Here is a 22,415-nt window from a genome sequence, read left to right as displayed (position 1 = left end):
CCTGCGGCGTGAAACGGTACCCTTAGGCCACAAGGCTATTAAATATTCGAGACATCGCAGGAAACCTCGCGCCTTATGGTTAAACGCGGCTTCAGGCGGCCAGATTCCGAAGCGAGGCGCTGTCTTCAGTCACGCTCCGCCGCGAGCCGGCAGATCATGCGAGCGGTTTCGTAGGATTTCACGAAGGCCGGCACGGGCAGAAATTCGAAGCGCGAATGAAAATTGCAGCCGCCGGTGAAGAAGTTCGGCGTCGGCAGCCCGCGCGCGGAGAGCGCCGCGCCATCCGTGCCGCCGCGCATCGGAATCAGCTTCGGTTCGATCTTCAGCGCGTCGAGCGCCGCGAAAAGCAGATCGACGGAGCGGCGATCATCGCCCAGGCTGTCGTGGATGTTGCCGTAGGTATCGGTGACCAGCGACGAGACCCGCCCCCTCGGGTAGCGCTGCGCGATCAGCTCCGCGACCTCGCCGATGCGACGCTTGCGCTGTTCGAACCGGGCCTTGTCGAACTCACGGATCATCACTTTCAGCCTGGCCTCGCTCTGGCCCGCGGCGATGTCGCTGAACCAGAAATAGCCCTCGCGCCCTTCGGTGTTCTCCGGCGTCTCGGCACGGTCGAACGCGGCGATGAAATCCATCGCCATCAGCAGCGGATTGACCAGCACGCCCTTGGCCGACATCGGATGGGCGCTGACGCCGGTGAAGCTGATCTCGCCCTGGGCGGCATTGAAGTTCTCGATGACGACTTCACCCAGCTCGCAGGCGTCGATCGTGTAGGCGAAGTCGCAAGCGAAGCGGGAGAGGTCGAGCGCTTTGGCGCCGCGCAGGCCGATCTCTTCGTCGGGGACGAAGGCGACGAGGATGTCGCCATGGACGTCTTGGGGACTGAGTTCTGCCAGAAGCGTCACGATGGCGGCGATGGCGGCCTTGTTGTCGGCGCCGAGCACGCTGGTGCCGTCTCCAACGATGACGTCTGCGCCGACCCAGGGCTTGATCTGCGGGTTTTCCGCGACGCGCAGCCAGATGTCCTGCTCGCGATTGAGGCAGAGATCCTGCCCCTCGAAGCGCAGGATCTGCGGGCGGATCACCGGCGAGAGCCCGACATCGACCGTGTCGAGATGGGCGATGAAGCCGATGCGCGGCGCGCCCGGCCGTGTGCCGGGCTTGCGCGCGGTGACGGTGGCGTGGTCGTCGATGACGATGTCGGCGAGGCCGAGGGTGCGGAGTTCCTCAGCGAGGAGAGCGGCGAGGCGCTGCTGTCCGGGCGTTGTGGGCAGGCTCGTGGCCTGCGCATCGCTTTGGCTCTCGATCGCGACGTAGCGCAGGAAGCGCTCCGTCAGTTTCGCTGCTAGGGACATCTCGACCTCGCTCGTCAGGCTGCGCCGCGCGAGATGGCGGGCGCAGCGAGAGCTATCGCGCCGGCGAGCGCTTCGGCAAGGCCTGCCGAAGCGGGGCGATCACGCCGCCTTGGCGAGGAAGTCCTCGGCGTAGTGGCAAGCGACCTGCCGGCCGTCGACCTCGCGCTTCTCCGGGCGCTCCGTCCGGCAGCGGTCGGTGACATAGGGGCAGCGTGTCGAGAAGACGCAGCCTTTCGGCGGGTTGAGCGGCGAGGGCAATTCGCCGCGCAGCACGATGCGATCGCGCTTGCCGCCGCCGACGCGCGGCGTCGAGGCGAGCAGCGCCTGGGTATAGGGATGCAGCGGGCGGGCGTAGATGCGCTCCTTCGGGCCGTGCTCGATGGCATTGCCGAGATACATCACCATCACGTCATGGGCGATGTGCCGGACGACGCTGAGGTCGTGCGAGATGAAGAGATAGGCGAGCTTCAGCTCTTCCTGCAGATCGGCCAGCAGGTTCAGCACCTGTGCCTGGATCGAGATGTCGAGCGCCGAGACCGGCTCGTCCGCCACCAGCAGCTTGGGCGAGAGGATCAGCGCGCGGGCGATCGCGATGCGCTGGCGCTGGCCGCCCGAGAACATGTGCGGATAGCGGTTGTAGTGCTCGGGGCGCAGGCCGACCTTGGCCATCATCGCGCGCGCCTTCTCGGTGCGCTCGGCCTTGGAGAGGTCGGTGTTGATCAGCAGCGGCTCCTCGAGGATCGTGCCGACCTTCTTGCGCGGGTTGAGCGAGCCATAGGGGTTCTGGAACACGAGCTGCACCGTGCGGCGCAGGCGCTTGCGTTCGCTGGCTGGCGGGTTGACGGCGTCGAGCCCGTCGAGGGTCAGATTGCCCGAGGTCGGCGTCTCGATCAGCGTCGCCATGCGCGCCAGCGTCGACTTTCCGCAACCGGATTCGCCGACCACAGCGAGGGTGCGGCCGGCCTCGACGGAGAAGGACACTTTGTTCACCGCCTGCAGTTGTGCCGGCGGGCGGAAAAAGCCCTGCTTGACCGGGTAGGTCTGCGTCAGCTCGCGGGCTTCGATGACAAGGTTGCTCATCGTGTCACCTCCGTCGTCAGGCGGCTCTCATCGCGAGCCCGTTCGGCGTCGCGCTGCGGATCACCGAGCGGATAATGGCAACGCACGCGCCCGTCGGCCCAAGGCCGCAGCTCCGGCTGGACGTTGCGGGAGTGCTCCGTCGCATAGGCGCAACGTGGGCTGAACAGGCAGCCCTTCGGCCGGTCGTTCAGACCCGGCACCATGCCGGGGATGGTGGCGAGACGGCTTGCATGCTCGCTGCGCTCCGGCAGGGCGGCGAGCAGTGCGGCGGAATAGGGATGCTGCGGATCGGCGAAGAGCGCGTCGACCTTGCGCTCCTCCATGATCTGCCCGGCATACATCACCATGATGCGCTGCGCCGTCTCGGCGACGACGCCCATATTGTGAGTGATCAGGACGAGTGCCATGCCGCGCTCGCGCTGCAGCGTCATCAGCAATTCGAGGATCTGCGCCTGGATGGTGACGTCGAGCGCCGTCGTCGGCTCGTCGGCGATCAGCAGGCGCGGATTGCAGGCGATCGCCATCGCGATCATCACGCGCTGGTTCATGCCGCCCGAGAGCTGGTGCGGAAAGGCCTTGAGGCGGCTTTCCGGTGCGGGGATGCCGACCTGCTCCAGCAGCTCGATCGCCCGGCGCTTGGCGGCCTTGCCGTCCATCCGCTCGTGCTTGCGCAGCGTCTCGGCGAGCTGGAAGCCGATGGTGAAGCAGGGATTGAGGCTGGTGCTCGGCTCCTGGAAGATCATCGCCACGTCCTTGCCGGTGAGCTGGCGGCGCTCGCGGGCGGACATGGTGAGGAGGTCGCGGCCGTCGAAGCGCAGCCTGTCGGCGCGGACGCGGCCGGGATAGCCGACGAGGCCCATCAGCGCGAGCATGGTGACGCTCTTGCCGGAGCCGGATTCGCCGACCACGCCGAGCACCTCGCCCTCGTCGAGGGTAAGGTCGATGCGGTCGACGGCGCGCAGAGTTCCCTGCGAGGTGGGGAACTCGACGCTGAGGTTTTCGATCTCGAGCAGGGGCATGGGATCAGCGCTTCAGTTTGGGGTCGAGCGCATCGCGCAGACCGTCACCGAGAAGGTTGAAGGCGAGGACGGTGATGAGGATGGCGAGGCCCGGGAAGGTGACGACCCACCAGGCGCGCAGCACGAATTCGCGGGCGTCGGCGAGCATCGTGCCCCATTCGGGCGTCGGTGGCTGGGCGCCGAGGCCGAGGAAGCCGAGCGCGGCGGCGTCGAGGATCGCGGTCGAGACACCGAGCGTCGCCTGGACGATGAGCGGGGCGGCGCAGTTCGGCAGGATCTCGGAGAACAGCAGCCGGACCGTCTGCGCGCCGCTGACCTTTGCGGCGATGACATAGTCCTTGCTGGCCTCGGTGATGACGGCGGCGCGCGTGATGCGGACATAATGCGGCAGCACGACGATGGCGACGGCGAGCATGGCGTTCATCAGGCCGGGGCCGAGGATGGCGACGATGACGATGGCGAGCAGCAGGCTCGGCATCGTCATCAGGATGTCCATCAGCCGCATGATCGCGATATCGGCGATGCCCTTGAAGTAGCCGGCGATCAGCCCGAGCACGATGCCGACGACGATGGCGAGCGCCACGACCGCGATGCCGATCACCAGGGAGAGCCGCGCGCCGTAGAGCAGGCGCGAGAGGATGTCGCGGCCGATGGCATCGGTGCCCAGCGGGTAGGAGAGCGAGCCGCCCTCCTGCCAGAACGGCGGCTTCAGGAAGACCGCGTTGTTGGTCAGGTTCGGCTCATGCGGTGCGATCAGCGGCGCGAAGAGTGCGCAGAGCAGCACCAGCACGATGACGACCAGGCCCGCAACGGCGCCGCGATTGGCGCTGAAATAGGTCCAGAACTCGCGCGCCGGATGGGGCGGCGTGCCACTCGGCGCGGCGACTGCTGGGGCTTCGAGGGTTTCTGCGCTCATGGACGAGGGCTCCGATGGGAGCTGGAATGTGAAGGACGGATCATTTGGCATGCCTGATGCGCGGGTTGATCAGGCCGTAGAGCAGGTCGACGAAGAGGTTGACGCTCATCACGACCATTCCCAGCAGCAGGGTTCCGCCTTGCAGGACCGGGTAGTCGCGCCGGCTGATCGCCTCGATCAGCCATTTGCCGACGCCGGGCCAGGAGAAGATCGTCTCGGTCAGGATCGCGCCGGTGAAGAGCGTGCCGACCTGCAGGCCGATGACGGTGACGACCGGGATCAGCGCATTGCGCAGCGCATGCAGCGCGACGACGCGGATCGGCGCCATGCCCTTGGCCCGCGCCGTGCGGATATAGTCCTCGCCGAGCACCTCGAGCATCGCCGAACGCGTCATGCGGGCGATGACCGCGAGCGGCACGGTGCCGAGCACGATCGCCGGCAGGATGAGGTGGGAGAGCGCCGACCAAAAGGCGTCGATGTCGCCGGCAAGCAGGCTGTCGATGGTGAGGAAGCCGGTGACCGGCTCGATGAAGTACTGCACCGCGATGCGGCCCGAGACCGGGGTGATGCCAAGCTGCACCGAGAACAGCAGGATCAGCAGCAGGCCCCACCAGAAGATCGGCATGGAATAGCCGGTCAGCGAGATGCCCATCACGCCATGGTCGAAGATCGAATTCCGCTTCACCGCCGCGATGATGCCGGCCGGCAGACCGATGATGAGCGCGATCAGGATGGCGCAGAGCGCGAGCTCGATGGTGGCCGGGAAGAGCTGGCTGAATTCGGTCAGTACGTTCTCGCGCGTCACGATCGACTTGCCGAGATCGCCCTGCACGACACGCTCGATATATTTGCCGTATTGGACGAGCAGCGGCCGGTCGAGGCCGTATTCCGTGAGGAGCTGGGCATGGCGGGCCGCGTCGATGCCGCGCTCGCCGGCCATGGTCTCGATCGGGTCGCCCGGCACGAGCCGCACCAGGAAGAAGGCCAGCAGCGTGATGCCGATGAAGGTCGGGATGACCAGGCTCAGCCGGGTGAAGATGAAGCGCAGCATGGTTCTGCCATTCTTGTCGGCCCGGGCATGTCGTCCTGCGCGGCGGCCTGTCTTGTCATTTTAGTCGAGTTTGAATTCCGGCGCAGCGGAAACACCAGAATCCACGAAAGATCAAGAACGCGATGACAAAAACCGTGGATCACGGCGGTGGTGGGCGGTTCTGACTCTTTTGCTGGGCGAAAGACTCGGAAATTTCCGCAGCGATCAACGCAACAATAGGAAAAGCCTGAGTGCCGACGAAGCAATGAATGCTCCATCGGCATCTATAATTATTGATCGTCTGCCATCACTTGGCGATCGATACACCGTAGAACGGCTGTCCGCCGAAGAAGTGGATCTTGTAGTCCTTCACTTCCTTGCGCACCGGCGTGAAAGCCTGCGCATTGGCGAAGAGCAACCCCGCGACATCCTCGTGGAACAGCTCCTGGAAACGCTTGTAGAGCTTGGTGCGTTCGCCCTGATCGGTGATGGTGTTGGCCTTGGCCAGCGCGTCGGACGCTTCCTGGTTGCACCAGCGGGCTCGGTTGGCGCCGGTCTTCACGCCCTCGCAGGTCCAGCCCGAGAGCAGGATCTGGCTCGGGTCGGGATAATCCCAGGTGTAGCCGAACATGCCGACCTCGTGCTCGCCGGCCCGGCCGCGCTTGAGGTACTCGCCCCATTCGAAGGTCTGGATCGTCGCCTTGACGCCGATCCTGGCCCAGTCGGCCTGGATCAGCTCGGCTGCGCGCCGGCCGTTCGGCATATAGGCGCGCACGACGGGAATCGCCCATAGCACCGTCTCGAAACCGTTCGGATATCCCGCTTCGGCCAGCAGCGCCTTGGCCTTCTCCGGATCATAGGGGCGCGGCTTGAGGTCGGCGTGATGCGACCAGAGCGAGGGCGGAACCGCAGCAGCCGCGGGGTTGCCGGTGCCCTGATAGACCGCGTCGATGATGGCGGCGATGTTGGTGGCATAGGCCAGCGCCTCGCGCACCCGCTTGTCGCCAAACGGCTTTTTCTGCTGATTGAAGGCGAGGAAGCTCTGGTCGGCGATGCTGCCCTGCAGCAGGTTGACGGTGGGCTCGGTCTTCATCGCCGGCAGGTCACCGGGATTGGGGTAGCGCGCGATCTGGCATTCGCCCGAGCGCACCTTGGCGAAGCGCACGGCGGCATCGGGCGTGATCACGAAGATCAGGTCGTTGACCAGCGCCATGCGGTCGCGGTTGCCGACGGCCTTGGTCCAGTGCTCCGGCACCGCCTTGAAGCGGATGATCGCGTCCTTCTGGTAGGAGAGCAGCGAGAAGGGACCGGTGCCGATCGGCGCGAAATCGATCTGCTCCGGCGTGCCGGCCTTCAGCATCGCGGCCGCATACTCCGCAGAGAGGATCGACATCGGCTCGACGGAGAGCGCGGAAAGCAGCGGCGCGTTCGGCTTGGTCAGCGTCAGCTTGACCGTGTAGTCGTCGACCTTCTCGATCGACTTCAGGCTCGGCTTCACGATCTCGCTGAAGAACTGGTAATTGCCGCTGCCGACCTTGTTGTATGGGCTGTTCGCATCGAACATCCGCTCGAAGGAGAAGACCACGTCGTCGGCGTTGAACTCGCGCGTCGGCGTGAAGGTCTTGCTGGCGTGCCACTTCACGCCCTTGCGCAGCTTGAAGGTGTAGGTCAGCGCGTCATCGGAGATCGTCCACGACTCGGCGAGGCTCGGGATGATCTGCGAGCCACCGCGTTCCGTCGCCGTCAGCCGCTCATAGATCTGCGCCGCCACGTCATAAGCGGTGTTCTGGCTGCTGAATTGCGGGTTCAGGAAATCGGGGCTGGCTTCGGAGCAGACGACGAGCGCCTGGGCGCTGGCGACGGCAGGCAGCAAAAAGGCACTCAGCCCCAGCGTCAGAGCGAAGGAGCGGGCACGAACGGACATGGGCGTTTCTCTCGGGACAGGCGGGGAGACGGATCGGGCGCGGGGCGTCGTGCCCCATCGTCTCCGCCTCCCGAAACGCGGCCCCGGTGGGGCCGCGTCGATTGGCAAGCATCAGCCGCGCCAGGACGGGGCGCGGCTGGCGCTTTAGCTCAGTTGCCGATGTCGACGCCGTAGAAGACGTGGCGGCTGAACGGCGAGAGCTTGAAGTCCTTCACTTCCTTGCGGACGGGCTTCAGCTGCACCGCATGCGCGATGGTGAACCAGGGCGACTGCTCCTTGAACACCACCTGCGCCTGCCGGTAGAGCTTCTCGCGCTCGGCCTGGTCGGTGACGGTCTTCGCCTTCACGACCAGATCCTCGAACGGCTTGTAGCAGAACTTGGCCACGTTCGAGCCGTTGGTCTTGGCGGAGTCGCAGCCCAGCAGCGTGTGCAGGAAGTTGTCCGGATCGCCGTTGTCGCCGGTCCAGCCGAGCATGCCCGTCTGGTGCTCGCCCGCCTGCATACGCTTGCGGTACTCGCCCCATTCGAAGCTCTTGATCTCGGCCTTGACGCCGACCTTGGCGAGGTCCGCCTGCATCAGCTCGGCGATGCGCTTGGCATTCGGGTTGTAGGGGCGCTGCACCGGCATCGCCCAGAGATCGATCTCGAGCCCGTTCGGATAGCCGGCCTCGGCCAGCTCCTTTTTGGCCGCCTCCGGATCATAGGGGTCGTCCTTGATGGTCTCGTTGTAGGACCACATCGACGGGGGGATCGGGTTCACCGCAGCAATGCCGCTGGAGAGATAGACCGCGTCGATGATCGCCTTCTTGTTGATCGCCTTGTTGACGGCGCGGCGCACCTTGACGTCGTCGAAGGGCCTCTTGGTGGTGTTGTAGGCGAGGTAGCCGATGTTCAGACCCGGTTGCTCTAGGATCTGGACATTGGCGTCCTTCTTCATCGCGTCGAGATCGGCCGGGTTCGGATAGGGCATGACATGGCATTCGCCCTTCTGCAGCTTGGCCCAGCGCACCGAGGCGTCCGGCGTGATCGCGAAGACGAGGTCGTCGATCTTGGCCTTGCCGGCCCAGTACTCCGGGAAGGCCTTGTAGCGGATGATCGCGTCCTTCTGGTACTGCACCAGATAGAACGCGCCGGTGCCGATCGGGTCCTGATCGAGCTTCTCGGGCGTCCCCGCCTTCAGCATCGCATCGGCATATTCCTTCGACTGCACGCTGGCGTACTGCATGGCGAGGTCGGAGAGGAACGGCGCCTCCGGCTGGTTCAGCGTGAACTTCACCGTGTAGTCATCGACCTTCTCGACCGACTTCAAGAGCTTGGGCATGCCCATGTCGTTGAAGTAGGAGTGGTTCGAACTCGTCACCTTGAAGAACGGGTGGTCTTCCTTCCACTGCCGCTCGATCATGAACATGACGTCGTCGGCGTTGAAGTCGCGCAAGGGCTTGAAGGTCTTGTTCGAATGCCACTTCACGCCCTTGCGCAGGTGGAAGGTGTAGGTCAGGCCGTCCGGCGAGATGTCCCATTTCTCGGCGAGCGCTGGCTGGACCTTGGTGCCGCCACGCTCGAACTGGACGATGGTGTCGTAGATCTGGGTGTTCGCGTCGAAGGAGGTGCCGGTCGTGTTCACGCTCGGCGCGAAGTTCTCAGGGCTGCCCTCGGAGCAATAGACCAGCGTCTTCGCCATGAGGGGCTGCGCCGCCATCAGCGCCGAGGCCGACAGCGTCGCTAACAGAATTTTCTTCATGGATGTCTCCTTGAACGCCTCTCTCCGCCGCTGCGGGCGGATGATGGCCCCGTTGTATCGGAAGCTTCCTGGGCGGAATTCCCCGAGCCGCCTTGTCAACAGCTTATTGAAAGTCGAGGGGCGCGAATAGTCGTCTCCGCGGGCATTTCGTGAGCCGCAGAGGGGAGGGTAAACGATTGCGCGATACGCTCCGCATCCCTTGGAAAAGAGGTGCTGCAGAGCGCGAGACGGGTCTTTGGCCCCGGGTGGCTAGAGCACCTCGCGCACCCTCACCAAGGTGGTATCCATATGGCGGCCGATCGCCTCGGAGAGAGCGTCGGCGTCGCGCTTGAGCAGCGCCGCCATCATCTCCTCGTGCTCGGCGACGGCGCCCGCCCATTTCTCGGGGCCTTCATTGCCGACGAAGCGCAACCGCTTGATGCGCGACTGCAGCGTGGTGTGCATCTCCAGCAGCACCGCATTGCCGGAGGCCGCGACGATGGCGCTGTGAATGGCCTGGTTCAGCTTGAAATAGTCGAGCCGGTCGCGCGTCGCATAGAGCGCCAGCATCTCCCGGTGCATCTTGTGGATCGCTTCGATCGTGGCGTCGCTGGCCTGGGCACAGGCGATGCGGCCGCCGAGCTGCTCCAGGCTCTTGATGACTTCGAGGATATCGGCGAGGTCGCGCGCCGAGAACTTGCGGACTACGGCGCCCTTGGCCGGCAGAATCTCGACGAGCCCCTCGCTAGCGAGCGTCTTGATCGCTTCGCGCAGGGGCGTCCGCGAGACGCCGAGCTGCGCGCCGACAAGCCCCTCGTTGATGCGCTGACCGGGGGCGAGCAGCCCCTCGATGATCATGTCGCGCACACGCTCAAGGACCTCGTCATGCAAGGTCCGCCGCGTGATCCGGGGGAAATCGGCCGCGGTCTCGCTCATCGCTGCTCCATTGTTCTCGGCTACTCCGTTACGGCATGCGGCTTCGTCGCTGTCAAACGGCGGCGAAGAGCGCGTCCTGGCGGTGGCGCATCGCCAGCAGGCCGGAATCCTCGGCGATCTCGACATCGCCGAGCCGGATCGCCTCGCCGGCCTTGACGGCGCGCGCGAGCGGCCGGTCGGCGACGAGATAGAACGGGGCAGGGCGGTTGTCCGCGAGGGTGGCAGCGGGGCGCACCTCGGCTCCGATGCCGTCGATGCTGTGATGATGCCCGCCCATTTTCAGCACCGTGCCGGCTGGGAGATCGCGCTGGGCCACCGCGACGAGATCCTGCCGCGGCCGATAATCCTCGCCATAGCCGGAGCGGCCGAGGCCGGCGGCGTCGAGGATGGAGGTGGCGACTTCCACGCCCAGCAGGTGGCGCGGCAGATAGAGCGCCGCCGTCCGGCCGCTGCGGCTGACGACATGGCCTTTGCCGGCGAGCATCTCCCAGGTTTCGGCATTGTCGCAGCGCACGACGATGAAGACGCCGCCGGCAAAGCTTGCCTCTTCCTTGAGCCGCAGATGGTGGAAGACGTCGATGCGGCGCGTTCCGCTCATCAGCCCGCCTTCGCTGCGCTCTGCAAAGAGGTCGGCGAGCTCCGGGATGCGCGCCGACGGCGCGTGGAAGCCGGCGGTATCGGCCGAGAAGCCGAGCGCGTTGGCGACCAGCGTCATCTCGCAGAGATCGGGCACAGCTCGCAGCGGGAAGGCCTCGCCGAGAACGCGCGCGCGTTCCGCCGCGTTGGCGACGATCGAGCGCGAGCCGGGCAGCCAATGCTCGCGCAGCGCCGGCAGCGAGCGGGTTACGCCATTGCAGGTGACATTGCCTGCAGCTGCGTCGAGGACGAAGTCGTATTCGCTCGACTTGCCGGCCGCGATGATTTCGAGGCCGAGCACCTCGGCCCAGCTCGCCAGCGCAATCAGCAGGCTCGGCTGGTCGCCGTCGACCGGCGTCACCACCACACCCTTCTCGCGGGCAAGGCGCGCGAGCCCCGGCCCGACGACGCTGTCGGCCTCCTTTGAGACCAGCGCGACATGATGCTTGGCATCGATCGCCGCGAGGCTGTGGTGGGTCGCCGCTTCCGGGCTGCCGGTCGCTTCGACGAGGAGCTGGAAGGGCAGCCCGAGGACGATGTCGAGGCTGGCCGCCGCGACGCATTTGCCGCTGTCCCACGCCATACGCGCCTCGGCTGCCGTCTCGCAAAGGGCGATCTCGGTAGGCGCAAAGCCGGCGGCCGTGAACGCACGCCCAGCGGCCTCCGCGGTCATGTCCACGGCGATGCGCGCATTGACCAGCCGCGTGCGGCGCGACTGCGCCAGATAGCTGCGGCCGAAGCTGCCGCTGCCAACGAGGCAGGTTTCGACCGGTTCGGTGATCCCGGCGTAATGCGCGTGGAAATTCATCGCTCTCCTCCCGGCGCGGCCGATGACGGCGTGGTCCGCGCTTTTGGCGATGACTACAGCAATCCCGTTATGCTGCATACAGCATACTTGAGGCGGCGGAATGCCTGTGTTAGCGAAGAGGCCGACAAGACATGCTGGGCAGCGGAGTGCGGCCATGAACGAGCGGATGAATGAGGCCCTGCCGGTAATCGCCGTGGCGATGGGCGATCCTTCGGGCATCAGCCCGGAGCTGACGGCGCGGATTCTCTCCGAGGCCGATCTCAGGGCGGCGGCGCGTTATGTCGTGTTCGGCGACAAGCGGCTCCTCGATCTCGGCATCGAGGACGGCGGTGCCGATCCGCAGGTTCAAGTCGTGAAGGATGGCGATGCACTGCCGCTCGGCGACAAGCCCGTCTTCGTCGACCTCGCCAACCACGATCCGGCCGATCTCCAGCGCGGCAAGGCGACGCTCGCCGGCGGCAAGGCTGCGACCGAGAATTTCCGTCGTGCGCTGCAGTTCGCCGCCTCCGGCAAGGCCGATGCGGTGTTCTTCACGCCCTTCAACAAGGCGGCGATGCGCTTCGCCTATCCGGGCTATGACGACGAGATCCGCTTCGTGCGCGACGCCATCGGCTTCGACGGGGCGGCGAGTGAGTTCAACATTCTGGACAAGCTCTGGAACGCCCGCGTCACCTCGCATATCCCGCTGTCCGAGGTAGCGAAGAACATCACCCAGGAGCGCATCCTGCGCGCGCTGACGCTGGCGGACGCCAATCTGCGGGCGGCCGGCTTCAACCCGCCGCGCATCGCGGTCGCGGGCATCAACCCGCATGCCGGCGACGGCGGCAATTTCGGCCGTGACGAGATCGAGACGATCGAGCCGGCAGTCGCCGCGGCCAAGGCCAAGGGCTTCACCGTCGAGGGGCCGTTCCCGTCCGATACCGTCTTCCTGAGGGCGAAGAACGGCGATTTCGACGCCGTGCTCACAATGTATCACGACCAGGGCCAGATCGCGATGAAGCTGATCGGCTTTGATCGCGGCGTTACCCTGATCGGCGGCTTCCCTTTCCCGATCTGCACGCCGGCCCATGGCACCGCCTATGAGATCGCCGGCAAGGGCATCGCCAATCTCGGCGCTACCCGCGCCGCGCTCTCGCTCGCCATCAAGATGGCTCAGGACGGAAAGGCCAGGGCACGCGCTGCGGCCTGACTTCAGCCGGTTTCAATGAAGCCGCCAATAAGAGCGGCATCACAAAATCCAAATCCTAGGGAGAAATATCACCATGAAGACCATTGCCATCTCGGCCGTGCTCGCCGGCGCGCTTGCGCTCGGCGGCATCGGTGCGGCGCAGGCCTGGGAGCCGACCAAGCCGATCGAGTTCGTCGTGACCTCGGGCGCGGGCGGTGGCACCGACAATTTCGCCCGCGTCATCCAGTCGATCATCACCAAGCACAAATTCACCGAGCAGCCGATCGTGGTGGTGAACAAGGGCGGCGGCTCCGGCGCCGAGGGCTATGTCTACGGCAAGGGCGCCAAGGGCGATCCTAACCGCGTCATCTTCGGCACCAACAACGCCTATCTGCTGCCCTATGTCGCCAAGCTCGGCTACAAGTTCTCGGACCTGACGCCGGTTGCGGCTCTCGCGCTCGACGAGTTCCTGATCTGGGTCAAGGGCGATGCGCCCTATGCCGATGCCAAGAGCTATATCGAGGCGGTGAAGGCGAAGCCCATGGGCTTCAAGATGGGCGGCAGCCAGTCCAAGGACACTGACCAGACCCTGACCTCGATGATCCAGGACGCAACCGGCGCGAAGTGGATCTACGTGCCGTTCCAGGGTGGCAGCGCCGCGGCGGTCCAGCTCGCCGGCGGCCACATCGACTCCAATACCAACAACCCGAACGAGAACATCGGCCAGTGGAAGGCCGGGCAGGTCAAGCCGCTCTGCGTCTTCTCGCCGGTCCGGCTCGCCAAGAGCGATCCGGTCTTCGAGGGCAAGGGCTGGGGCGACATCCCGACCTGCAAGGAGGCCGGCCTGCCGCTCGAGACCTTCCAGATGCCGCGCACCGTCTGGCTGCCGGCCGACGTACCGGCCGATGCCGTCTCCTACTACGCCGACCTGCTGGAGAAGGTCTCCAAGACGCCGGAATGGCAGGAATTCGTGCAGCGCACCGCCCAGACCGGCAAGTTCATGAAGGGCAAGGAGCTCGCCGATTTCGTCGCCAAGGACGAGGCCGCGAACAAGAAGGTCTTCGAGAACGAAGGCTGGGTCGCCAAGTAAGGCCCCCGGTCGAATAGGATACCGAACCTGTCCGTCATCCCGGGCGGCCCTCGGCCGCCCCGGGATCCATCGAAGGCCGCTGCGCCCGATGATGGATTCCGGATCTCCGCTTCGCTGCGTCCGGAATGACGCGGTGCTTTCCGAGCGCTCCGACAAGAGGAACCCACCGCATGATCACCCGCTTCTGGGCTGAAATCGCGACGGCGATCCTGACGCTCGTCTTCGGGCTCGTTATCGTGAAGGGCTCGCTGGAATTCGGCATCGGCTGGGATTCGTCTGGGCCGCAGCCCGGCGCCTTTCCTTTCTATGCAGGAGCGCTGATCGCGCTGGCGAGCCTGGGCACGCTGGCGATGACGGTGGGCCAGCGCGTCTCCGGCAAGGCGGCGCTCGCCGAAGCTTTCCTCGACGCCGAGCGCGGCAAGCGCGTGCTCGCCTTTCTGTTGCCGCTCACCGCCTTCGTCGTGCTGAGCGCCACGCTCGGCATGTATGTCGCGACGATCCTCTATCTCGTCTTCGCGATGCGCTTCCAGGGTCGATATGGCTGGCTGCCGAGCCTTGTCACGGCCTTCGCGACGGCGGCGTTCTTCTACTTCGCTCTCGAAAAATTCTTCCAGATCGGCCTGCTCAAGGGCCCGATCGAGCCGCTCATCGGCCTTTAGAGGCTGTTAGTGACCATGAACAAGGTCTGGGTGAGGTCAAACCGTCCGAATGCCAGGAGCATTGCGCAGCCCATACTGCAGCATCGGCAAGCGATGCGACGCAGCAGTCGGACGGTTTCACCTCACCGCAAAGCGGCGTGGCGCTTTTGCCCGACTGCGGTGTCACTCGTCGCGGCCAAACCGCAAGGCTTGGCCGCGCCAAGCTCCTGGCATTCGGGCAAAATCGCCGACGCCCAGATCTTGTTCATGGTCACTAACAGCCTCTAAGCCGGCAGGGAACCGCGCATGGACAACGTCGCCAACCTGATGCACGGCTTCTCGGTCGCGCTCACCACGCATCATATCCTGCTGATGATGGCGGGCGTGCTCCTCGGCGTGCTCGTCGGCGTGCTGCCGGGGCTCGGCGCTCCCAACGGCGTTTCGCTGCTGCTGCCGTTGACCTTCTCGATGGACCCGGTCTCGGCGATCATCCTGCTGACCTCGCTCTATTGGGGCGCGCTCTTCGGTGGCTCGACCACCTCGATCCTGTTCAACATCCCCGGCGAGCCCTCATCCGTGGCCACGACCTTCGACGGCCACCCCATGGCCAAGCAGGGCAAGGCGACCGAAGCGCTCTCCTTCGCCTTTCTCTCCGCCGGCTTCGGCGCCATGGCCGGTGTCATCCTGATCACGCTGCTCTCCGGCTGGGTCGCGAAATTCGCGCTGCGCTTCTCATCGCCCGAGTATTTCGCCGTCTACTTCATGACCTTCGCGAGCTTCATCGGGCTCGGCGGCGCCTCGCCCTTCAAGACGGTGGTGTCGATGGCGATCGGCTTCGCGCTCGCCACCATCGGCATGGACTCGGTCTCGGGCAATGTCCGCCTCACCTTCGAGTTCGACGTGCTGCTCGCCGGCGTCAGCTTCCTGATCGCGGTCATCGGCCTCTTCGGCATTGGCGAATTGCTGCTGACCATGGAGGAGGGGCTGCGGTTCGAGGGTGTCGCCGCCAAGGTCCGCATCAGCGATGTGCTGCGCACCGCCGCGAAGCTGCCGCGCTACTGGCTCGCTTTGCTGCGCTCCTCGCTGATCGGCATCTGGATGGGCATCACGCCCGGCGGGCCGACCGCGGCCTCCTTCATGAGCTACGCCATGGCGAAGCGCTCCTCGCGCCACCCCGCGAAGTTCGGCAAGGGCGAGCCCGAGGGCGTGATCGCGCCGGAGACGGCCGACCATGCCGCCGGCTCCTCCGCCATGCTGCCGATGCTGGCGCTCGGCATCCCCGGCTCGGCGACGGCGGCGGTGATGATGGGCGGCCTGATGATCTGGGGCCTCAATCCCGGCCCGACGCTCTTCACCGACCGGCCGGATTTCGTCTGGGGCCTGATCGCCTCGATGTATCTCGGCAATGTCGTCGCAGTGGTGATCGTGCTGGCGACGGTGCCGCTCTTCGCCTCGATCCTGCGCATCCCCTTCTCGATCATCGGGCCGATCATCGTGGTGATCTGCTTCATCGGCGCCTACACCGCCGCGAGCAAGGAATTCGACATCTGGCTCGCGCTGATCTTCGGATTGGTCGGCTACGTCTTCAAGAAGCTCGACTATCCGATTGCGCCGCTGGTGCTCGCCATGGTCATCGGCGACAAGGCCGAGGACGCTTTCCGCCAGTCGATGATCTTCAGCCAGGGCTCGCTCTCGATCTTCTGGTCAAACCCGTTGGTCTCGACTTTGATGACGATCGGGCTCGCACTGCTGGTGCTGCCGCTCGTCGGCAGCGTCGCCCGCCGCCTGCGCGGCACCAGGGCCGCCAGCACCGTCTGACGGCCGTACCACCTGTTCGAATCCCACCCTGTCCGCCATGCGAGATGACGCTATGACCGAACCCTACAAGGGCATTCTGCCGATCGCGCCGACCATCTTCCACGACAATGGCGACCTCGATAGCGAGGGCAACAAGCGCGTCATGGACCTGATGGTCGATCAGGGCGTCGACGGCATCTGCATCCTCGCCAACTTCTCGGAGCAGTTCCTGCTCACCGACGAGGAGCGAGATCAGGTGATGCGGCTCTCGATCGAGCAGGTCGCCGGCCGCGTCCCGGTCATCGTCACGACCTCGCATTTTTCGACGCGCATCGCCGCGGCCCGCGCCAAGGCTGCGGCCGAGGCCGGCGCCAAGATGCTGATGATGATGCCGCCCTATCACGGCGCGCTGCTCAAGGCCGACGAGCAGGGCATGATCGAGCACTTCAAGGCCGTCGCTGATGCCTGCGGTATTCCAATCATCCTGCAGGACGCGCCGCTCTCCGGCGTCACCATGACCGTGCCCTTCATGATCAGGCTGGCGAAGGAGGTGCCGCTCGTCCGCTACTTCAAGATCGAGGTTCCCGGCACGGCCAACAAGCTGCGCGCGCTGATCGAGGCGGGCGGCGCGGCCGTCGTCGGCCCCTTCGATGGCGAGGAGGCGATCACACTGATGGCCGATCTCGACGCCGGCGCCACCGGCACGATGACATCGGCGATGATCCCGGACCTGATCAAGCCGATCCTGGCCGCGCATGCCGCTGGGGACCGCAAGCAGGCGGCGGCGCTCTATGCCCGCGTCCTGCCGATCATCAATTACGAGAACCGGCAATGCGGCCTGCGCTCGGCCAAGGCGGTGATGAAGGAGGGCGGCGTCATCAGGTCGGAAGCCGTCCGCCATCCGCTGACCCCGCTGCATCCGAAGACCCGCGAGGGGCTGATCGAGCTCGCTCGCGAGCTCGATCCGTTGGCGCTGCGCTGGGGCAAGTGAGACGAGGCGGGCGGCGCGGGCCCGGCGCGCGCCGCTTCGTCTTTACAAAGCCGGGAGGGACGGCGAGAACACCCGACTGACGGCCGGGCCTGGTGCACGGCGACACAGGGGAAGTTCCCGACGATGAGCGAAGCTTTCATCTGCGGCTATGTCCGCACGCCGATCGGCCGCTTCGGCGGCTCGCTGTCCTCGGTGCGCGCGGATGATCTCGGCGCCGTGCCGCTAAAGGCCCTGGTAGAGCGCCATTCAGGCGTCGATTTCGGCGCGGTCGACGATGTGATCTTCGGCTGTGCCAATCAGGCGGGCGAGGACAACCGCAACGTCGCGCGCATGTCGCTGCTGCTCGCAGGCCTGCCCAAGGAGGTGCCGGGCACGACGATCAACCGGCTTTGCGGATCGGGCATGGACGCCGTCATCACGGCGGCGCGCGCGATCAGGGCGGGCGAGGCCGAACTGATGATCGCCGGCGGCGTCGAGAGCATGTCGCGCGCGCCCTTCGTGCTGCCGAAGGCCGACAGCGCCTTCTCGCGCCATGCCGAGATCCACGACACCACCATCGGCTGGCGCTTCATCAACCCGCTGATGAAGGCGCAGTACGGCGTCGATTCCATGCCGGAGACCGGCGAGAACGTCGCGGCCGATTGCAATGTCAGCCGCGCCGATCAGGACGCCTTCGCGCTGCGCTCGCAGCTGAAGGCTGTCGCCGCGCAGCAGAACGGCCGGCTTGGCAAGGAGATCGTGCCGGTCGTGATCCCGCAGCGGAAGGGCGATCCGATCCGTGTCGAGATCGACGAGCATCCGCGCGGCGACACCACGCTGGAGAAGCTGGCCAAGCTGCCGACACCCTTCCGCAAGGAAGGCGGCACCGTTACCGCCGGCAATGCATCCGGCGTCAATGACGGTGCCGCGGCGCTGATCATCGCGTCGGAGAAGGCCGCGGCCAAATATGGCCTGACCCCGCTGGTGCGCGTCGTCGGTGGTGCGGCGGGTGGAGTCGCGCCGCGGGTGATGGGGCTGGGGCCGATCCCGGCGACGCGCAGGCTCTGCGAGCGCCTGGGCCTGAAGCCGATCGATTTCGACGTGGTCGAGCTCAACGAGGCCTTCGCCAGCCAGGGCATCGCCGTGCTGCGCGAGCTCGGCATCGCGGAGGACGGGGCGCATGTGAACCCGAATGGCGGCGCGATCGCGCTCGGCCATCCACTCGGCATGTCCGGCGCCCGCATCGCCGGCACGGCCGCGCTCGAACTGTCGCTGACCGGCAAGCAGCGCGCGCTCGCCACCATGTGCATCGGCGTCGGCCAGGGCATCGCCATCGCACTGGAGCGGGTCTGACCGGCCGGTTTAGCGCCCTCTGAAGCCGCGCTCCGCCGAATTGAGACAGGTCAATTCCAGCGTGCGGGCTCCATGCGAGCCCGCCCCAGAACCATCACCCGGTCGACCTGGAAGCCCGAGCGCTGCAGCGCGTCGCGGTCCTGCGGCCAGGCGGCCGAACGCTCCAGCGAGATCGCGATCCGCGGCAGCTCGAGCTCGACAGCGAGCTGGTTGGCGAAGCGCAGCATCGCATCGACCAGATGCGTCCCGGGCAGGCGCAGCATCGCAAGTTCGGAGATTTCCAACGCGGTCCCCCCCTCGATCGTCTGCGCGACGCGGAAGGTGAACAGGGCATGCGGCATGCCGCGCGCATCGCGCAGCGCAAAGACGCCGCGCGGCCGCGCCCCGTCCCGCGAATGCTCGCGCACGAAGGCGGCCCAGCCGTCGGGCGTCACCTCCGGATGCAGCATGGCGACGAGGCCGTATACGGCGTCGGCTCCGGCCGGCGCGATGCGCGCGACCTCGAAGATGTCATCGCCGGTCACGTGCGGCTCTCCCGAATTTCAGGGGTGCACGGTGGTTGCGGGGGCCATGTTGTCGCATTGATCTGGATCAATTTCGCCGGCTGCGGTAGCAAGCGTGCTTTGTGGCCCTGTTCGCCTCGGCTATGGTCGTTCCGACAAGCGGGAAGATGCGATCGTGAACTGTCACCCTTCGGCCTGTAGCGCTGCGAACCGCGGCGAAGGCAACTGCCGCAACTGCATGGTTCGCCTGGTGAGCGTCTGTGCGTCGCTCTCCGACGATGAGCTGGCGCTGCTCGAATCCCTGGCGCACCCCACCCATTTCTCTTCCGGTGAGACGCTGTTCACGCAGGGGCGCGAGGCCCACTCCGTCTACAATGTCACGGCTGGCGTGGTGCGCCTCTACAAGCTGCTGTCGGACGGTCGCCGTCAGGTCGTCGGCTTCGCCCTGCCGGGGGATTTCCTCGGGCTTGCCATGCGCGATGCCTATGGCTTCTCGGCCGATGCGATTGGCGATGTGGCGGTCTGCGCCTTCTCGCGCGGCGCCTATACGGCGCTGGTCGACGCCAAGCCGCATCTGCTGAAGCGTCTCCACGAGTTCGCCACGCATGAACTCACGCTGGCGCATGAGCAGATGATGCTGCTTGGCCGGCGCACGGCTGAGGAGAAGCTGATCTGCTTCCTGCTCGGCATGCAGCAGCGCTGGGCGCGGCTCGGCAAGCCCTCGGTCACGGTGCCGCTGCCGATGACGCGGCAGGACATCGCGGACTTCCTTGGCCTGACCATCGAGACCGTCAGCCGCACCTTCACCCGCCTCGCCAAGGATAAGACGATTCTGATCGTGCCGGGCGGCGTGCGCGTGATGAACCCCGAGCGGATGAGCATGGTCGCGGCCTGAGCCTGCGCCCTATCGCCGCAACCTTCCGCCTGCTCCCCTTGACCTGAATCAACGCCCGGCTCCTGGCCGCTCGCTAAGCCTGCCTCTCATGGCGCGCTCATGCGCCGGCGACGAAGCGGGAGTCGAATGTGACGGCAACGGCAAGCCCTGTCAGGCAGGCGACTGTCGGCGAAATGATCGGCATGCTGATCGCAGCGGCCTGCGTGCTGCCGCTGATCTTGATCGCGGCACTGACTGAGAATTCCGGCTACGCCTTCCACGCCATGATCGGCGTCGTGGCGGCTGCCGCCAGCGTCATCCTGATCGCGAACCGCTGCTTCGACGACTCGCCTGCGGTCCAGCCGCAAGAGATCGACGGCAAGCCGAACTACAACATGGGTCCGGTCAAGTTCGCGACCGTGGCCTCCATGGTCTGGGGCATCGCCGGCTTCACGGTCGGGCTGCTCATCGCCTCCCAGCTGGCTTTCCCCGATCTCAACTTCGATCTGCCCTGGATCAATTTCGGCCGGATGCGGCCGCTCCACACCTCGGCGGTGATCTTCGCCTTCGGCGGCAACGTGCTGATCGGCACCTCCTTCTACGTCGTGCAGCGCACCTGTCGCGCGCGCCTGGCGGGCACGCTTTCGCCCTGGTTCGTCGTCCTCGGCTACAACCTCTTTATCGTCATCGCCGGCACCGGCTATCTGCTGGGCATCACCCAGGGCAAGGAATACGCCGAGCCGGAATGGTATGCCGACCTCTGGCTGACCATCGTCTGGGTCGTCTACCTGCTGGTCTTCCTCGGCACGGTGATGAAGCGCAAGGAGCCGCATATCTATGTGGCGAACTGGTTCTATCTCGGCTTCATCCTGACCATCGCCGTCCTGCATATCGGCAACAACGTCGCCGTGCCGGTCTCGATCCTGTCGCCGAAGTCCTACGGCCTCTGGTCGGGCGTGCAGGATGCGATGTTCCAGTGGTGGTACGGCCATAACGCGGTCGGCTTCTTCCTGACCGCCGGCTTCCTCGCGATCGTGTACTACTTCGTGCCGAAGCGCGCGGAGCGGCCGATCTACAGCTACCGGCTCTCGATCATCCATTTCTGGGCCCTGATCTTCATCTACATCTGGGCGGGCCCCCACCATCTCCACTACACCGCGCTGCCCGACTGGGCGCAGACGCTGGGCATGACCTTCTCGATCATGCTGTGGATGCCCTCCTGGGGTGGCATGATCAACGGCATAATGACCCTTTCGGGCGCCTGGGACCGGCTGCGCACCGACCCCGTGCTGCGGATGATGGTGGTCTCGCTCGCCTTCTACGGCATGTCGACCTTCGAGGGGCCGCTGATGTCGATCAAGGCAGTCAACGGCCTGTCGCACTACACCGACTGGACCATCGGCCACGTCCATTCCGGCGCGCTCGGCTGGGTCGCCTACATCTCCTTCGGCGCGATCTACTGCCTCGTGCCCTGGCTGTGGAACCGCAAGGGGCTCTATTCGCTCAAGCTGGTGAGCTGGCACTTCTGGATCTCGACGCTCGGCATCGTCTTCTACATCTCGGCGATGTGGGTCTCCGGCATCCTCCAGGGCCTGATGTGGCGCGCCTATACCTCGCTCGGCTTCCTCGAATACTCGTTCATCGAGACCGTCGCGGCGATGCACCCCTTCTATGTGATCCGCGCGATGGGCGGTGCCCTGTTCCTGATCGGCGCGCTGATCATGGCCTTCAACCTCTGGATGACCGTGCGCTCCGAAAGCGCGGCCGAGATGCCGCGCTCCGACGAGGCGCCGGCGCCGCTGGCCATGGCCGTCTGAGGAGTTCCCGGAATGACGAGCATCGAACACAAGCCCGCGCGCCGGTCGCTCTGGGCCAAGCACAAGATCTTCGAGACCAACTCGATCATCCTGGTCATCGGCGTGCTGCTGGTGATCTCGGTCGGCGGTCTCGTCGAGATCGCCCCGCTCTTCTACCTGAAGAACACGATCGAGACCGTGCAGGGCATGCGTCCCTACACCCCGCTCGAGCTCGCCGGCCGCGCGATCTATGTCCGCGAGGGCTGCTACAACTGCCACAGCCAGATGATACGGCCGCTGCGCGACGAGGTCGAGCGCTACGGGCATTACTCGCTCGCGGCCGAGAGCATGTACGACAAGCCCTTCCAGTGGGGCTCCAAGCGCACCGGGCCTGACCTCGCCCGCGTCGGCGGCAAGTATTCCGACGAATGGCAGCGGGCGCATCTCGCCGAGCCGCGCGCCGTCGTGCCTCAGTCGATCATGCCGGGTTATCCTTTCCTGGCGAAGACCGAGCTCGCCTTTAGCGACGTCGCCGATGAGCTCCGCGCCAACCGCGCCGGCGGCGTACCCTATACCGACGACATGATCGCGCAGGCGCAGAGCGACCTGAAGGCGCAGGCGACGCCCGAGCATCCCGGCCAGTCCGACCTGGAGAAGCGCTATCCGCGGGTGCAGTCGCGCGATTTCGACGGCGACCCGCAGCGCATCACCGAAGCCGACGCCCTGATCGCCTATCTGCAGGCGCTCGGCACGCTGGTCGACTTCAAGCTCTACGACGACAAGGCCAACATCCGCTGAGCG

Annotated in this window: 19 protein-coding genes; 9 read left to right on the top strand and 10 right to left on the bottom strand. The window is 65.8% G+C overall.

Features of this window, described 5'->3' with window-relative positions; all coding sequences use genetic code 11:
- Window positions 1–125: 125 nt before the first annotated feature.
- The 9 genes from pepT to FQV39_RS14565 form a co-directional block, all read right to left on the bottom strand.
- A complete protein-coding gene (gene pepT / locus FQV39_RS14605) occupies window positions 126–1,355 on the bottom strand; it encodes a peptidase T (RefSeq protein ID WP_149130959.1) in 1,230 nt (409 codons plus the stop codon).
- 99 nt (window positions 1,356–1,454) lie between these two features.
- Window positions 1,455–2,435 carry a peptide ABC transporter ATP-binding protein gene (locus FQV39_RS14600; RefSeq protein WP_149130958.1) on the bottom strand — a complete coding sequence of 327 codons (981 nt, stop codon included), beginning with the start codon at window positions 2,433–2,435 and terminating at the stop codon, window positions 1,455–1,457.
- The gene (locus FQV39_RS14595) at window positions 2,432–3,454 is read right to left on the bottom strand and encodes an ABC transporter ATP-binding protein (RefSeq protein WP_149130957.1); all 1,023 of its coding nucleotides are present in this window, start codon (window positions 3,452–3,454) and stop codon (window positions 2,432–2,434) included. The genes FQV39_RS14600 and FQV39_RS14595 overlap by 4 nt, the downstream gene beginning before the upstream one ends.
- Window positions 3,455–3,458: 4 nt before the next feature.
- A complete protein-coding gene (locus FQV39_RS14590) occupies window positions 3,459–4,370 on the bottom strand; it encodes an ABC transporter permease subunit (RefSeq protein WP_149130956.1) in 912 nt (303 codons plus the stop codon).
- 40 nt (window positions 4,371–4,410) lie between these two features.
- Window positions 4,411–5,421, bottom strand: coding sequence for an ABC transporter permease subunit (locus FQV39_RS14585; RefSeq protein ID WP_149130955.1), 1,011 nt, complete (start codon window positions 5,419–5,421; stop codon window positions 4,411–4,413).
- Between the two features lie 286 nt (window positions 5,422–5,707).
- Window positions 5,708–7,324 carry an ABC transporter substrate-binding protein gene (locus FQV39_RS14580; protein WP_149130954.1) on the bottom strand — a complete coding sequence of 539 codons (1,617 nt, stop codon included), beginning with the start codon at window positions 7,322–7,324 and terminating at the stop codon, window positions 5,708–5,710.
- Window positions 7,325–7,473: 149 nt separating this feature from the next.
- Complete coding sequence (locus FQV39_RS14575) at window positions 7,474–9,066, bottom strand: ABC transporter substrate-binding protein (RefSeq protein ID WP_149130953.1); 1,593 nt, start codon at window positions 9,064–9,066, stop codon at window positions 7,474–7,476.
- Window positions 9,067–9,315: 249 nt separating this feature from the next.
- On the bottom strand, window positions 9,316–9,981 hold the full coding sequence (locus tag FQV39_RS14570; RefSeq protein ID WP_149130952.1) for a GntR family transcriptional regulator: 666 nt from the start codon (window positions 9,979–9,981) through the stop codon (window positions 9,316–9,318).
- Between the two features lie 52 nt (window positions 9,982–10,033).
- Window positions 10,034–11,425, bottom strand: coding sequence for an NAD(P)H-dependent oxidoreductase (locus tag FQV39_RS14565; RefSeq protein WP_149130951.1), 1,392 nt, complete (start codon window positions 11,423–11,425; stop codon window positions 10,034–10,036).
- A 154-nt stretch (window positions 11,426–11,579) separates the two neighbouring features.
- On the opposite strand from FQV39_RS14565, the gene FQV39_RS14560 reads away from it, so the two are divergent.
- From FQV39_RS14560 to pcaF, 6 genes are all read left to right on the top strand, one after another.
- Window positions 11,580–12,614 (top strand): 4-hydroxythreonine-4-phosphate dehydrogenase PdxA, encoded by a 1,035-nt coding sequence (locus FQV39_RS14560; RefSeq protein WP_149130950.1) that lies wholly within the window; start codon window positions 11,580–11,582, stop codon window positions 12,612–12,614.
- Window positions 12,615–12,687: 73 nt separating this feature from the next.
- The gene (locus tag FQV39_RS14555) at window positions 12,688–13,683 is read left to right on the top strand and encodes a Bug family tripartite tricarboxylate transporter substrate binding protein (protein ID WP_149130949.1); all 996 of its coding nucleotides are present in this window, start codon (window positions 12,688–12,690) and stop codon (window positions 13,681–13,683) included.
- Between the two features lie 170 nt (window positions 13,684–13,853).
- Window positions 13,854–14,342 (top strand): tripartite tricarboxylate transporter TctB family protein, encoded by a 489-nt coding sequence (locus FQV39_RS14550; RefSeq protein WP_248313371.1) that lies wholly within the window; start codon window positions 13,854–13,856, stop codon window positions 14,340–14,342.
- Between the two features lie 285 nt (window positions 14,343–14,627).
- Window positions 14,628–16,139: a tripartite tricarboxylate transporter permease gene (locus tag FQV39_RS14545; protein WP_149130947.1), complete on the top strand. Its 1,512-nt coding sequence runs from the start codon at window positions 14,628–14,630 to the stop codon at window positions 16,137–16,139.
- A gap of 52 nt (window positions 16,140–16,191) precedes the next feature.
- Window positions 16,192–17,109, top strand: a complete 918-nt coding sequence (locus tag FQV39_RS14540; protein WP_149130946.1) for a dihydrodipicolinate synthase family protein — start codon at window positions 16,192–16,194, stop codon at window positions 17,107–17,109.
- A gap of 123 nt (window positions 17,110–17,232) precedes the next feature.
- Complete coding sequence (gene pcaF / locus FQV39_RS14535) at window positions 17,233–18,441, top strand: 3-oxoadipyl-CoA thiolase (protein WP_149130945.1); 1,209 nt, start codon at window positions 17,233–17,235, stop codon at window positions 18,439–18,441.
- 50 nt (window positions 18,442–18,491) lie between these two features.
- Here pcaF and FQV39_RS14530 read toward each other — a convergent pair whose 3' ends face one another.
- A complete protein-coding gene (locus FQV39_RS14530; RefSeq protein ID WP_149130944.1) occupies window positions 18,492–18,965 on the bottom strand; it encodes a hypothetical protein in 474 nt (157 codons plus the stop codon).
- Window positions 18,966–19,182: 217 nt separating this feature from the next.
- On the opposite strand from FQV39_RS14530, the gene FQV39_RS14525 reads away from it, so the two are divergent.
- From FQV39_RS14525 to ccoO, 3 genes are all read left to right on the top strand, one after another.
- On the top strand, window positions 19,183–19,839 hold the full coding sequence (locus tag FQV39_RS14525) for a helix-turn-helix domain-containing protein (RefSeq protein WP_149130943.1): 657 nt from the start codon (window positions 19,183–19,185) through the stop codon (window positions 19,837–19,839).
- Between the two features lie 173 nt (window positions 19,840–20,012).
- Window positions 20,013–21,635 carry a cytochrome-c oxidase, cbb3-type subunit I gene (ccoN, locus tag FQV39_RS14520; RefSeq protein WP_149133851.1) on the top strand — a complete coding sequence of 541 codons (1,623 nt, stop codon included), beginning with the start codon at window positions 20,013–20,015 and terminating at the stop codon, window positions 21,633–21,635.
- 12 nt (window positions 21,636–21,647) lie between these two features.
- Window positions 21,648–22,412, top strand: a complete 765-nt coding sequence (gene ccoO, locus FQV39_RS14515) for a cytochrome-c oxidase, cbb3-type subunit II (RefSeq protein WP_149130942.1) — start codon at window positions 21,648–21,650, stop codon at window positions 22,410–22,412.
- Window positions 22,413–22,415: the final 3 nt, after the last annotated feature.

The sequence above is a fragment of the Bosea sp. F3-2 genome (assembly GCF_008253865.1).
GTDB lineage: Bacteria > Pseudomonadota > Alphaproteobacteria > Rhizobiales > Beijerinckiaceae > Allobosea.
The sequence above is the reverse complement of the archived record's forward strand: the minus strand, read 5'-3'. Positions and strand labels throughout refer to the sequence as shown.

Coding starts and splice junctions, on each gene's coding strand:
- pepT (WP_149130959.1), bottom strand. CDS start 1,355: ATGTCCCTAGCAGCGAAACTGACGGAGCGCTTCCTGCGCTACGTCGCG.
- FQV39_RS14600 (WP_149130958.1), bottom strand. CDS start 2,435: ATGAGCAACCTTGTCATCGAAGCCCGCGAGCTGACGCAGACCTACCCG.
- FQV39_RS14595 (WP_149130957.1), bottom strand. CDS start 3,454: ATGCCCCTGCTCGAGATCGAAAACCTCAGCGTCGAGTTCCCCACCTCG.
- FQV39_RS14590 (WP_149130956.1), bottom strand. CDS start 4,370: ATGAGCGCAGAAACCCTCGAAGCCCCAGCAGTCGCCGCGCCGAGTGGC.
- FQV39_RS14585 (WP_149130955.1), bottom strand. CDS start 5,421: ATGCTGCGCTTCATCTTCACCCGGCTGAGCCTGGTCATCCCGACCTTC.
- FQV39_RS14580 (WP_149130954.1), bottom strand. CDS start 7,324: ATGTCCGTTCGTGCCCGCTCCTTCGCTCTGACGCTGGGGCTGAGTGCC.
- FQV39_RS14575 (WP_149130953.1), bottom strand. CDS start 9,066: ATGAAGAAAATTCTGTTAGCGACGCTGTCGGCCTCGGCGCTGATGGCG.
- FQV39_RS14570 (WP_149130952.1), bottom strand. CDS start 9,981: ATGAGCGAGACCGCGGCCGATTTCCCCCGGATCACGCGGCGGACCTTG.
- FQV39_RS14565 (WP_149130951.1), bottom strand. CDS start 11,425: ATGAATTTCCACGCGCATTACGCCGGGATCACCGAACCGGTCGAAACC.
- FQV39_RS14560 (WP_149130950.1), top strand. CDS start 11,580: ATGAACGAGCGGATGAATGAGGCCCTGCCGGTAATCGCCGTGGCGATG.
- FQV39_RS14555 (WP_149130949.1), top strand. CDS start 12,688: ATGAAGACCATTGCCATCTCGGCCGTGCTCGCCGGCGCGCTTGCGCTC.
- FQV39_RS14550 (WP_248313371.1), top strand. CDS start 13,854: ATGATCACCCGCTTCTGGGCTGAAATCGCGACGGCGATCCTGACGCTC.
- FQV39_RS14545 (WP_149130947.1), top strand. CDS start 14,628: ATGGACAACGTCGCCAACCTGATGCACGGCTTCTCGGTCGCGCTCACC.
- FQV39_RS14540 (WP_149130946.1), top strand. CDS start 16,192: ATGACCGAACCCTACAAGGGCATTCTGCCGATCGCGCCGACCATCTTC.
- pcaF (WP_149130945.1), top strand. CDS start 17,233: ATGAGCGAAGCTTTCATCTGCGGCTATGTCCGCACGCCGATCGGCCGC.
- FQV39_RS14525 (WP_149130943.1), top strand. CDS start 19,183: ATGGTTCGCCTGGTGAGCGTCTGTGCGTCGCTCTCCGACGATGAGCTG.
- ccoN (WP_149133851.1), top strand. CDS start 20,013: ATGATCGGCATGCTGATCGCAGCGGCCTGCGTGCTGCCGCTGATCTTG.
- ccoO (WP_149130942.1), top strand. CDS start 21,648: ATGACGAGCATCGAACACAAGCCCGCGCGCCGGTCGCTCTGGGCCAAG.